Origin of the sequence: Vibrio sp. Evd11, assembly GCF_900382755.1 — a bacterium.
Taxonomy (GTDB): domain Bacteria; phylum Pseudomonadota; class Gammaproteobacteria; order Enterobacterales; family Vibrionaceae; genus Vibrio; species Vibrio lentus.
In genome coordinates this window covers 1-11,929 of the sequence record NZ_OSDX01000100.1, presented here as the reverse complement: position 1 = coordinate 11,929, position 11,929 = coordinate 1, and the positions used below count along the sequence as shown (strand labels likewise).

The 11,929-nt window shown below is 43.0% G+C and carries 10 protein-coding genes and 1 pseudogene; 6 read left to right on the top strand and 5 right to left on the bottom strand.

What is annotated here, in order from left to right; translation table 11 throughout:
• Positions 1–636 precede the first annotated feature (636 nt).
• From ED652_RS22960 to ED652_RS22945, 4 genes and pseudogenes are all read left to right on the top strand, one after another.
• Positions 637–1,071: a DUF4402 domain-containing protein gene (locus ED652_RS22960; protein ID WP_122056282.1), complete on the top strand. Its 435-nt coding sequence runs from the start codon at positions 637–639 to the stop codon at positions 1,069–1,071.
• A 54-nt stretch (positions 1,072–1,125) separates the two neighbouring features.
• The gene (locus ED652_RS22955) at positions 1,126–1,563 is read left to right on the top strand and encodes a DUF4402 domain-containing protein (protein WP_254051734.1); all 438 of its coding nucleotides are present in this window, start codon (positions 1,126–1,128) and stop codon (positions 1,561–1,563) included.
• On the top strand, positions 1,560–2,270 hold the full coding sequence (locus tag ED652_RS22950) for a molecular chaperone (RefSeq protein ID WP_122056281.1): 711 nt from the start codon (positions 1,560–1,562) through the stop codon (positions 2,268–2,270). Before ED652_RS22955 ends, ED652_RS22950 begins: the two co-directional genes overlap by 4 nt.
• A gap of 30 nt (positions 2,271–2,300) precedes the next feature.
• A pseudogene (locus ED652_RS22945) lies at positions 2,301–4,763 on the top strand (carboxypeptidase-like regulatory domain-containing protein).
• Between the two features lie 15 nt (positions 4,764–4,778).
• Here the strand turns inward: ED652_RS22945 and ED652_RS22940 are convergent.
• Positions 4,779–5,627, bottom strand: coding sequence for a sterol desaturase family protein (locus ED652_RS22940; RefSeq protein ID WP_122056280.1), 849 nt, complete (start codon positions 5,625–5,627; stop codon positions 4,779–4,781).
• Positions 5,628–5,660: 33 nt separating this feature from the next.
• Positions 5,661–6,674: a DUF2804 domain-containing protein gene (locus ED652_RS22935; RefSeq protein ID WP_122056279.1), complete on the bottom strand. Its 1,014-nt coding sequence runs from the start codon at positions 6,672–6,674 to the stop codon at positions 5,661–5,663.
• Positions 6,675–6,838: 164 nt separating this feature from the next.
• Between ED652_RS22935 and ED652_RS22930 the strand changes: the two genes are divergently transcribed.
• Positions 6,839–7,873 (top strand): AraC family transcriptional regulator, encoded by a 1,035-nt coding sequence (locus tag ED652_RS22930; protein WP_122056278.1) that lies wholly within the window; start codon positions 6,839–6,841, stop codon positions 7,871–7,873.
• A 24-nt stretch (positions 7,874–7,897) separates the two neighbouring features.
• Here the strand turns inward: ED652_RS22930 and ED652_RS22925 are convergent, their stop codons facing one another.
• Both ED652_RS22925 and ED652_RS22920 read right to left on the bottom strand, forming a co-directional pair.
• Entirely contained in the window at positions 7,898–8,848 is a 951-nt protein-coding gene (locus tag ED652_RS22925; RefSeq protein WP_122056277.1) for a chromosome partitioning protein ParA, read from the bottom strand.
• 39 nt (positions 8,849–8,887) lie between these two features.
• Positions 8,888–10,222, bottom strand: a complete 1,335-nt coding sequence (locus ED652_RS22920; RefSeq protein WP_122056276.1) for a sphingomyelin phosphodiesterase — start codon at positions 10,220–10,222, stop codon at positions 8,888–8,890.
• 402 nt (positions 10,223–10,624) lie between these two features.
• Here ED652_RS22920 and ED652_RS22915 point away from each other — a divergent pair, with 402 nt between their 5' ends.
• The gene (locus ED652_RS22915) at positions 10,625–11,146 is read left to right on the top strand and encodes a DUF2058 domain-containing protein (RefSeq protein ID WP_004734880.1); all 522 of its coding nucleotides are present in this window, start codon (positions 10,625–10,627) and stop codon (positions 11,144–11,146) included.
• 290 nt (positions 11,147–11,436) lie between these two features.
• Here ED652_RS22915 and ED652_RS22910 read toward each other — a convergent pair whose 3' ends face one another.
• Positions 11,437–11,619 (bottom strand): hypothetical protein, encoded by a 183-nt coding sequence (locus ED652_RS22910; protein ID WP_017077989.1) that lies wholly within the window; start codon positions 11,617–11,619, stop codon positions 11,437–11,439.
• Positions 11,620–11,929 lie beyond the last annotated feature (310 nt).

Genomic DNA, 11,929 nt, shown 5'->3' with positions numbered 1-11,929 from the left:
CGGGCTCGAGTCTTCTTTGGGTTATAAATCAATCAATCAAAGTATGCTCGCGCCCTGTACCCAGAAAGACGTTCATCTACTATACAATCTTCTTAGCCTTAATTAATTTCTGGTATTTATGAGTTAAGAAATTAACTTAATTGGTGAGTTCTACTTGTCTCATTTTTAATACTTTATAGGCGCGTTGTTTTAATTGGATAATAAAAGGAGTGGTAATATTTCAATTTTATTACAGCTTGAGGCTAATGCTGATCTGTTTCACTTTTGAGACTATATTGCAATACGGTTATCTATATAATAATTAACCTTAATTAAATAAGTGTTTATTGTTCTCCTTTATATTTGGTTATTTTAATGGAATTATCTTTCATGAAAAATAATGGCGTACAAAAATAAAGGAATTAAATGTAAAACCAGTTTTATATCTATTTAGTGGAATTGTTTAAATACCACTATTTTTGCTAGTGTTATTTGTGTCAATTTGCGTGATCTTATTCTCACTGCGCCTCATTTCTTTATAAATTAGTGTAAATGTATATATTTTCTAAATAGGATTTCTGTTACTTAATTGTTAACTCTGATTAACTATTAGGTAACCCTAATAATAAAGCCGATTTTATATAAAGGATTAAAGAAATGAACAAAATTTTTAAGGTTGTTGCTGTCTCTGCACTTTCTATCTCTTCAGCGAACGTTTTCGCTGTGAGTGACACTTTTGATGCAACACTAGAAGTAAAACAAGCAATTACGATGACAAAAACAAGTGATCTTGACTTTGGTATCATCACTTCAGATAACACAACAGATGTTGTTATCGCTCAAGGTGATGCAGGATCTGCGGCATTTACTCTTTCTGGAGAGTCTGGTGATGCAGTAACAGTAAGTATTTCTGATACTAACTTAGTTAACGGTGTAAATACGATTGCAGCAGAATTCGACTTTAATAACGCTATTACTCTTACTGGTGGTAGTGCGGATCTTAATATTGGTGGCACAGCACGTACTTCAAGTGCAACATTAGTTGCTGGTACTTATACTGCAAACGTTGCAGTAGATGTTACTTACCAGTAATTGATATAAAACAAGTCTAATAATAGCGACTGCTATTTATCAGTCGCTTTTACTATGAAACTATTTTTAAAACATTCCCTTTGTACTGCCATCATGGTTTTTTCTTTTTCATTATATGCATTAGAAATTATTCCAGAAAATATGGAAGTAAAGTTTCCAGGTATGTATATCTCTGGATCTGGACAAAATGCCGATGCTAACCCGGCGAATAGCCAGGTATATGTCGTGCGTTTTTATGTTGAAGGAGAACCAGGGAAAAAAATTGTGGTTTCTCTTCCTTCAAAGCAATACCTAAACCATTCTCGTAAATCCAAGCGGCTTCGTATTCGGAAGTTCTATTTTGGTTGTGGGTTATCAAAACGAGGCCGAGCCAAAATAAAAGGCAACGGCAGAACCAAATTATTGTGTATTGGCGCAAAAGTGAAAATTGGCGCTAATCATCCTGCCGGTGTTTATACCAGTACTATCCCCTTTGAGGTTAATGATAAATGAAGTTGTTTATCTCATGCGTTTTCGGCTTACTTTTCACCGCTCAAGCCTATGCTCAACTCCTGATCGCTCCGACTCGTTTTGTTCTTGATGCTGATACGTCTGTAACGGAAAAGATTGTTGTCGAAAATAACTCCGATCAACCCATTCGCTTGGAGATAAAGCCGATTTACCGTCCTGTAAAGGCCAGTGGCTTGGTGCGAACTGATATGAGTGTGACGGAGTCAGAGAACATCGCGAACTGGATTAAAGTATCGCCCCCGATTATTCGTGAGTTGAAGCCAAATCAACGACGTACTGTTCGTTTACGAATGACAGCATTGCCAGCGGATATGCCTGAGGGCGAATATCGTGCGTATTTATGGTTTTCTCCTATCGCCAAAGCGAAAGACTTATCGGAAGTCGACTTGTCGGGAAAGGCTAAATCGAATGATGGGTCGGCTTTTGAACTTAACTTCCACATCAACAGCTATGTACCTGTTTATGTTCAGAAAGGGGTGCCAGTACAAGATGTTAAGTATCACTGTGATGAACAAAGCATTACGATTCGTAATGACGGTAACTTCCAGTTCAATGCCAAACTGAACGTTGACGACCATATTGAAAAAGTCGTGTTGCTCCGCAATGCTGAACTGACTAAACCTTTGCCAAAAGGGTCGAAGGTCTCGTTGGTTCAAAACGAAAACTCGTTGTTCGAATGCGTTTTGTAGCGAGAGTGCAGACGACTCAAGTAAAGTAAAATGCTTAGACGTTTGGTTTGGCATGCCCTGTTGTTGTTCTTTTTGTCTCTGTCTTTGGCGGCGCATTCAGAAGTGAACCCAGAGGCGAGCGAACTGTATCCTGCTCATATCGAAGTGCGCGTTGGTCGAGTTGGAGATAGCTTTTACCGTGTCATGATGGACGACTACGAAGAGCCCTTTATCTCCATCTCAAACGCTGCGTTTTCATTGTTGGAAATGAACGGTCAATGTGATGAAAGTGGATACTGCGAAATCTATCTGCCACAAGATGTCGGCAGAGAATCCCCTCCGTATATTGTCGATACTGAGCAAGCTATCTGCTATCGCGATGAAAACAATAATCACGATGAAAACAATATCCAGTCGATTAAATATGAAGTGATTGACGCAGAAACCGACATTCATTGGTACAGTTTACAAGCGTGTATTCCGGCCAAAGTGCGTTGGGATATTGATGATTATCGGCTAACCGTCTCTCCTGAATTTAGCTCATTGACAGAGTTAGAGACGGTTATCTCTAAGATGAAAAATGAATCACGGCAGAAAGCTGAAGCGTTAAAGCGTGCGGGCAATATCCCGGCGATTGAACCGCAGGCTACGGTAGGTTTGGCGACTCGAATCGCTACTTCTGTTTATCATGACAGCGAAACCGGCGGTGATGTTTACGCCATTTCCGATACCATCCTAACAACCGAGAACTCGGTATCTCGATTGTCTATAGACTCACGAGAAGATAACCCCATCGTTTACTACAACATTGCGGTAGAAGCTCATGAAGGTGAAGGCTCTTTAGAAATAGGTCATGTGTTATTGGATGGCAGCGTTTTTACCGTTAATCAAACGTTGGAAGACGGCCTTTATTACACTAATCGAAAGCGACAACCTGAGTTTGGTAACCTGCAATTAGAACGTACGACCCAACCTAACATTAGTATTGATGTATTGATGTATTGGTGAATGGCATCTATCAAACCACGTATCGCTCCGATGAATTTGGCCGTTTTGTTGTTGAAGAAGACAACATCTCACCCGGTGACACCATCAAGTTCCGTTACTACCTATCAAAGGGAGTTTGGAGAGAAGAAGAGATCACGGTTGCAGGTTTAGAAGATGCCTTTCTTCCGAGTAACGAATGGGGTGTTCAAGTCGTCGGGAATGAAGGGGCAGATCGAGCAGGTGCCGTGTCTTTGGAGTATGGACTCGCGGATTACTTCACCGTAGGCAGTGCCTTTATGAGACAAGACGGTAAGGACTTGATTGGCTTTCAGGGACGATACTTACCCACCCATTGGTTTGCAGGCCACATCGGTTGGTTACCTGATTTCGACCGCTTTCCAATGGAGTTTGATATTTTGTTGGGAAGCGATCAATCCGCTTCGATAGAGCTCAATAAAACCGATGAATTAGATTTGGAGTCGATGGAGTACCACGTCTTCAAATATAACCTGTCTCTAGCCAACCTAACGGCATTTTTGACGGTGAGAGATGACGAGAAGGAATTGAGTGTCGAGCCCAAGTTTAACACCAAGATATCTCCCAACTTATTTCTCTCTTACGCTGGAGACTATCGTTATATCAAGAGCTCCCATAAAGACGATTATCTTCACACAATAGGGTTAGCCAAGAGCGGATTTTCAGACACCTCTTGGAATGTCTCGGGCACAGTGAATGGCTCCGGACACCATGAACGAACCGAGTTTTCGTTAAGGAACGCGTGCAAAGAGTGCATATTGGACCCACTTGATGCTTTTCAAGAACTTACGACCAATGTATCCGCAAGATATCAAAAGCAAGAGGTGTCATTTTCGGCTTCTCTAGAAGCGCGTGTGAACCCTTATCTGCTCTTCAAATTGGAAGGGAACGAAGACCGTTATGGTGTGGAGGTGACCACTGAATTTGGCGCGAAAACCTATTTTGATGAGAGCATAGGCGAGTTCGTTGAGTGGAATAAATACAATCATTCTAAGCTGACGGGAATTGTTTATGATCACCACAAGCAACCTATCGCGGGTGTGAGCTTACAAATACTGGACCAACGTGCGGTAAGCGATTCAAAAGGGCGCTTCGAATTCTCAAGTGTTCCCGCACGAGACAATCTGCCTATCTATATCGATGAAGGTGCGCTTGACCTTAACTTAACACCCTGTATTTGTGAATACTAAACAAGTCGGGTTGACCCATGCTCATATCGAAATGGTTGTGTCATTTGGCGTTGACGGCACAGTAGAGGGAACGCTGGAAGATAACGCATATTTACACTTCAAACACATACAAAAAGGCACGGAATATTCGAGTGAAATCGAAAGCGATGGATTCTATATGGTAGAGGGGCTCATTGCGGGAAAGTACATTGTCACTTTAGAGATGGGCGACAAAAGATACGTGCAAGGTGCCGACTTAGATGGTGACTTTTGGTTAAGCGATCTTACATTCAATCTCATCGACTTCCATAAGGTGTATTAGCGCTCATCAATCTACTTAATCGGAGGGAGGCGAGAAGATAAACCTCAGCTTTTGCTTGATCGTCAGTTCTTGGCTTTGTATCGCTTTGAACAAGCTTCTCCATTCTTGAAAGGTCACTGTTATCGGGTTAAAACTGTTTACAGGTTTAGTGACGCCGTAACGTACCGTTTCGACTTCAGGTTCGAAGGTACCGAATAGCTTGTCCCAGATGATAAGAACACCGGCGTAGTTCTTATCGATGTATTGCGGGTTTCTGCCGTGATGTACGCGATGGTGAGAGGGTGTGTTGAAGAGGTATTCCAATGGTCCTAAGCTTCGTACCCATTGGGTGTGCACAAAGAACTGTAAACCGAGATTTAAAAGCACCACAAATATTACCCATTTAGGGTCAAAGCCTATGATGACTAAAGGTACCCAAAATAACCACATGCCTGCAAATGGGTACATTAAACTCTGACGGAAAGCCGTACTGAAGTTCATGCTTTCTGAACTATGGTGTGCCACGTGTGCCGCCCACATCCAGCGAACGCGGTGGCTTGCCCTGTGAAACCAGTAATAGAAAAAGTCCTGTAGAACCATCAACACAATAAAACTCAGCACACCCATTTCGATATCCATTAAGTGCCAGCCGAATAACCAAAGATACAGTTGAACAATCAGTAATCCGGTTAACAAATCGGAGAGCTGGTGCATACCCGCCAACGTAAAGTTACAGAGCACTTCAGACAATTTATAACTCGAATTGTCGGGTAATCGACCTTGCTTCTGGCCAATAAAATACTCGGCCAACATACAAAGCAGAAACAAGGGAGCCAACACAAGCAGTAGCCATTCTGGGTGATTGATCAGTGCGTCTATATCCATTTCCTGTTCCTTTTTTCTTCGTGACTAGGCGCGCTACCAGCGTGCGAAATGATCTTCAGTAAGACCAAGCACCTTCTCTAGCTGATGGATGATCCCGTCGTTGTCTTGAATTGAACCTGAAAAGTGGCCGATGAACTGTCGGAAGTTACTTTTAAGTACCCATAAATTGAGCTTTTCACTGCGTTGGTTAATAGGGGTAAACGTCAGGTTGATGCGCCCATCTTGCGATGTGATCGTCCAAGGGCGGTCGATATCATCTCGGTTAAACATAAAGTGCACAGGGTTAAGTAGGTGTCTAGAGCCATCAACCCACAATACGTTCTCGCAAGTACCGGTTTCGTTCACGCCTGCCGCTAGGTTTAAGCCAATAGTTTTCTGATCGGCAAGTGTATTGATGCTTGCCCAGCGCCAACTGGTTTCGCGCCTCATGTATCCAGCGGAAAAATCATACCCTGCAAGTGCTTGGTTTAGGTCGATGATATTTCCTTTGGCTTCGATATGCCCAGATACAGCTAAGGCATTGTGTTTTTGGGTGAACGTCCAACCTGAGTATCCCGTTGGGCTGCACATTGCCATCGGAATGCTGTTAGCTGGCGGAGTGAACCTGACATCCGCATTGATGATTTTTGTTTTGAGTCCCAGATGCCATTCGCCATCGTGAATTTCAAACACAATGCTTTGTCCTGCGATGTGTGTGATGCCTTGAAACGGTGAAGAGGTCACTTGTTTATCTAGGCTCAAAGGGCGTAGCCATGAACACTCTTCAAGTTGGTTTTTTTCGATGTCGTATAGATAAACAAAGGCTGAGCCTAAATAACGAATATCTGCAATGGCGACACCAATGATATGAGTGGCTGTAACGATACTGACAAACTGAAATTGTTTATAGTGGAAGTGCCTTTGCCATGCGTTGACCTTTGCATCCATGGAGTTTCGGTAGTCGAACTGTTCAATGTTAAGAGCGTGAGGAATGCCGTCAAAGTGCCCAATAATGGGCTGACCGTTTGTGTCAATAATGCTATCTGGGGCTGGTTGAGTCTGTATCATGGCTCGCTCGTTTACATAATGTTAACAATTGGTGTTATTGTGTCGTTAGAACGATTTAATTGGGAGGTCATTTCCGGACAAAGGTGAATCTTCCATCACGGTTTTGTGCATGTCGGTTGGTTATGATTCGTGAACACAAAGTGAAAGCACATAGGGAGCGTGGAGTGGACATTCTCGCTGAGTACATGCCAACAGAGCATCGACATCAATTGGGCACTTTGGATGTCGCGCTGTTGTTGAACACCTTAGAGCTAAGAGGTGTTGATATTGAACAACTGTTGATTGGTTCGGGCTTATCTGGTTTGGACTTACGAGATCCGAATGGAAAGTTGACCTACGCTGACAAACTCTCACTGTTCAGCATTGCCAATCAACACTTTCCTGATGACGGGTTGGGCTTATGGCTCGGAGAGCATGCAAGCTTGAGCCACTTTGGTGTGTTGGGCTATGCGCTGTCGACCAGTCAAGATGTAGCAGAGGCCATCAAATCAGGCTTCAAATATCTGCGTTTAAATGGGCCGATATTTTCCGTCAAGTTGCTTGTAGATTCGGATCTGGCGGCGATTCAAATTGAAAATACGTTAGAGGTGGGCGACTTGCTGCCTTTTTGTAGTGAGTATTTTCTCAGCTCTGTTGTGTCTCTGTTTAAAGAACTGACCGGAGAGCCACTTTCAATAAACCAATTGTCGTTACCTTATGCGCCACCCAATTACGCAGAGCGATATCAAAGCCGTTTCGATTGCCCTGTGCATTTCAAGCAAAGGATGTGTGAGCTGCGCTTTGATGCTTCCGTTTTATCGCAACCTTTGCTGACTCACGATGCGACCACGTTAAAACGCTACCTTGCTTCTTGTCAGTCGATAGTTGAGACATTGGATTCTGAACATCTACTGACAAATCAGATCAAAACGATCTTCTATCAAACCGCGGCCAGTGTCCCCAGTATTGAACAACTTGCTTACGAGTTCGGCTGTAGCTCTCGAACATTAAGACGAGACTTAACTACTCAAGGTTCGAGTTATCAAACATTACTTACCGAGGTTCGCGTCGAGTTAGCCAAAGAGTTGTTACTCGGCACTGCAATGAGTATCGATGAAATTGGCGAAAGGCTAGGGTATAGCGACCCCGCTAATTTCAGACGAGCATTCAAAAGCTGGCTAAATAAAACACCGGCGCAGTTTCGTAAAGGCCTCATTTAATCTGGTTATAACTATTGTCTCTCTTTATTTCCTGAAGAACTGCTCACGAAATTCAGTTACTTGTTGTTGATAGTAACAGTTCCATTCCTGAGTATCCCAATTGGCATGACTTGCAGAGCGTTGAGAGTCTAAGCTCGATTTTAATTGATCAAGTTGGTCGTGATAAGTCATCACCGTCTGTTGTTGTTGAGCTACTTGTTGTTCACGCACAGCGATATTATCGGCCTGTTCGGCATCTAAATATGTCTCTTGAAGTTCAGCCTTGATAGTCGCTAACTCGGCAGAGCTGTAGCTGTTTGGCAGTAATGAAACAGCAAGCTCGTATTTTTGATCCGGAGTATCTGCGTTTAATGTTCCTGTTTTACTTTCCCATTCCGAGATCAAATCTTGGTAGTGCAAGACAAACTCACTGGGCTCAACTTCCTCAAGCGTGTTTGATCTGAGCGTAAAGTCCAGATGCGCAAATTGATCGGCAAATAGCTGGTGGGCTAACTCTCCCCAAACCTCTTGTGTTGACTGCTTAAACAGCTCAACACGCGCTTCCAAAGAGTCAACGGATTCAAGTGGAATTGTGCTTTCCCTTAGTTGCCAATCAGCAGAGAGCTTCGGGTATTCACTTAACAGTTCAAACCATTCTATCGGCAACTCAGTTTTCAACTGTGCGAGTTGTTCAGTGCAATTACCCACCTGTTGGCAAAGCGTCCAAAACTCATCGAGTTCCTTTAGTAACGTCTTACATTCAAGTTCAGTTAGGTTTTCTGCATACGCTTTTCTGTGCAGATTTTCAGTTTGGACTTGTTTACCTTGCGAAACGCGATTGTCTGAAAAGCTTGCCGTATTTGATGTGGGACCATTGTCATCACTCGTTTTAGAATCGTGCTTTTTTGCTTCTGTGTGTTGGACAGAGGATTGCAGTGTTTCAATCGATTTTGATGACCATGAGTAGCCAACAATGCTCGTCACCGCGACGAGCATTAAGATTAATATAACTCGATGCATTATCTGTTCACCGCGCTACTTGATGACAGCACTAACAGGGAAGTGGTCTGAAAGGTTGTAGTGTTTCCATAACTCACTGCTTGTTGATCTTGGGATATCCACGCGATTGTCGTTATGAGCTTTAGCTGCATATTCCGAGCTCACTACCACATAATCGAGATACTCAACGTTCTCACCACCCGACATAGGTTCACCCGCAAAGTTGTTGATGCGTGGGTCAAAAGTAGAAGCGGTATAACCTGAATACTCAGGCTCAGCAGCTTGCAGGTTAGCGAACATCTGTTGGTAGTCGTCTGGGAACTTCAGCTTGTTCACGTTGAAGTCACCGCTGTAAATAACCGTTTCTGAGGTTGGTATTTCCAGTGATTGAGCAAGCTGACGCATCTGTTTAAATTGGCGCTGTCGGTAGTCACGAGCGGTATCGGTATCAAATGATGCTGTATGAGTACCAAATACGTGGTAAGCCTGGCCGTTTTTGATGACTTCAGCGTAATTCACGCCCTTGTCTGCGAAGCAGTCCGTTCCGGTGCAATCAGGAAAAACGTACTGTGCTTCGTTGACGATAGGATAACGGCTCACAATGATCACGCCGCCGTCATAGATGTTGATGCCATCTTTATCGAGCATCTTGGTTTGGTAAGGATACTCTTTCGCTAGTTCACGCAGGAACTCATCTCGTCCGTTGGCAAACACTTCTTGAAGCGCCAATACGTCGTAGCCCTTAACGTATTGAGGGATGAGGTCGTAACGATCACCGATGTGCGAAGCGATAGCGGGTAGAGCCCAAATGTTGTAGGTCATCACTTTCAGTGTGTTGGCATCCGGTTCGGGCTGCTCATCCACTTTTTGTGGGGTGATGGTGTAGTAAATATCATCGTAGCGAGCGGTGTTATCAGCTTTGAAGGCAAGTTCAGTATTCACATCAAAAGCATCGGTTGAATTACGATGAATATTACGATCATCATGCAGTGTTAAGTCGACGTCTGCTGCGCTCAATCCGTGTTGCAGTGTTGAGTTGTACCAATGTCCTTCCATGGTTTGATTAAGTGTGACGCTCTCCCCAATAGAATTTGAGACTACTGTGTCAAACTCGTATGTCTTACCGGACTTCACGCCTGTCCAGCGGTTGAAACTGATCAGCTTTTTGGTTTCCCACGGGCCAATTTGTTCAACATGTTGCTGCCACTCATCACCGAACTGAAGTAGGTCGGTACCAGTATGATTGGTTTGAATCGTCATCACTTGGTTGGTGTTGTTGGTCAGGTACACATCGGTATCTGCAATAGCTGAGGTTGAGATGAATGAAGCTGATGCAAGTAATGCACTCAGGCAAGTCCATTGAGTTTTCATTTTCACGTTATCCTTACTGATTGGTTTAAAGAATAACGTAGTGAAGAGTTATGACATTGGAGTTATAACTCTATCAGAATTATCCAAATATTAGATATATGCCATGGTTTTATAAATTCAATTACTCATTGATAATTAACATATTGCTTTGTCGGAATGATAAGTGATACGCGCGCACGCTAACAAACAGAGGAACGATTTGGATTTGAGGCTAAGTCACTAGTGGGGTGTTTTCGTGGAAATCATAGGTCGAGAAATAATCAGAAATGGATGCTGTGAATCACGATAAGGGATAACGCTAACCGCCTTGCTCTATCAGCATAAATTTTGCCATTGTTGAGTAAACAGATTCCTCAAAAACAGGTATGATAGTGTCGTTTTTAATCCTGAACTGGGAAAGTCATGGCAAAGTTAACACTCCAAGAGCAAATGCTTAAAGCTGGCTTGGTAAATGAGAAAAAATTAAAGAAGGCGAAGAAGGGCTCTAAAAAGTCTCGCGTTCAGTCTCGTGAAGCAAAAGCGGCAGCAGAAGAAACTAAACTGGCGCAGCAAGCGAAAGACAAAGAGTTAAACCAACAGTTGAAAGAACAACAGTTGAGCAAAGAAATTAAAGCTCAAGTGAAGCAACTGATTGAGATGAACAAGATCGAACAGAAGAATGGTGAGATCAAATACAACTTCACCGATGGTACGCTAGTTAAATATCTTTACGTAGAAGATCTGACTCAAAAGCAACTCAGTAAAGGTATTCTAAGTATCGCGCGTCAAGGCGAAAGCTATGTTGTTATCCCTACTGCGGTAGCGAACAAAATCGCGATGCGTGACGAAGAATCTATCGTTGATACTCAAGCTTCAAGCTCAGATGAAGTAGACGAAGATGACCCGTACAAAGACTTCGTGATCCCAGATGATCTAATGTGGTAGCCCTCGATTAAACCATTATCTAATTCGTCAATTACTTGTGGCGTTGAAGAAGTATCAAAAGCCCCGATGTGTCTTACATCGGGGCTTTTTCAATGTTGGCAACTGCATAGAATTATTTACGGGCTCATCTGAACCGCTCGTGTCTCTATATTTGAGAAAAAATTCATTGCCAGTGTCTCACTTATGACCGCTTTACTGGTAAGTAGCTAAGTAGCTAAGTAGCTAAGTAGCTAAGTAGCTAAGTAGCTAAGTAGCTAAGTAGGTAGGTTACCGACTAAGGCTTTGGCCAGCTAATCGGCAACAATGTCTGCGATGTCGAAAGTTGAGTCTTGTTGGTTGTTTTTAAGTTGATGATATTCGAGCTGATATTGCTCATAGCCATCAAAATAGCAGTCGCCGATTTCATTGCGTGGGCAAATTTGTACATCGTCTCTTGCGACCAGTTCAGTTGAACAAGATGGGCAGTGTTTCATAGATCCTCCTGATGGAATCCCAGTGTATAACCGGCCCCATTAACTCAAACTTTTGTTTCGTTGTGATTTCATTTTTAAGTCAGTGTGGAATGATTCAAAGCCTGATGTTTTAGACGTGATTGAGTGAGTCTGGTGAACCGAAGAGAAAGAAATCAAGAACAATTCAGTTAAGTAAAATCAAGCCCAAAGCGAGTGCTGTGGGCTTGGAAGAGTCATTGTTGCTATCGTAAGCTCATAGACAGGATCTTAAGGCAGGGCTACCGCATGAGTGCCTAGTTTTTCACCACCTGACTAAAACCAGCATTTAATA

What these genes read in the sequence shown, in the direction of transcription:
- ED652_RS22935 (WP_122056279.1), bottom strand. Translation starts at nt 6,674, where the DNA reads ATGATACAGACTCAACCAGCCCCAGATAGCATTATTGACACAAACGGT.
- ED652_RS22955 (WP_254051734.1), top strand. Translation starts at nt 1,126, where the DNA reads ATGAAACTATTTTTAAAACATTCCCTTTGTACTGCCATCATGGTTTTT.
- ED652_RS22940 (WP_122056280.1), bottom strand. Translation starts at nt 5,627, where the DNA reads ATGGATATAGACGCACTGATCAATCACCCAGAATGGCTACTGCTTGTG.
- ED652_RS22915 (WP_004734880.1), top strand. Translation starts at nt 10,625, where the DNA reads ATGGCAAAGTTAACACTCCAAGAGCAAATGCTTAAAGCTGGCTTGGTA.
- ED652_RS22910 (WP_017077989.1), bottom strand. Translation starts at nt 11,619, where the DNA reads ATGAAACACTGCCCATCTTGTTCAACTGAACTGGTCGCAAGAGACGAT.
- ED652_RS22925 (WP_122056277.1), bottom strand. Translation starts at nt 8,848, where the DNA reads ATGCTCGTCGCGGTGACGAGCATTGTTGGCTACTCATGGTCATCAAAA.
- ED652_RS22950 (WP_122056281.1), top strand. Translation starts at nt 1,560, where the DNA reads ATGAAGTTGTTTATCTCATGCGTTTTCGGCTTACTTTTCACCGCTCAA.
- ED652_RS22920 (WP_122056276.1), bottom strand. Translation starts at nt 10,222, where the DNA reads ATGAAAACTCAATGGACTTGCCTGAGTGCATTACTTGCATCAGCTTCA.
- ED652_RS22960 (WP_122056282.1), top strand. Translation starts at nt 637, where the DNA reads ATGAACAAAATTTTTAAGGTTGTTGCTGTCTCTGCACTTTCTATCTCT.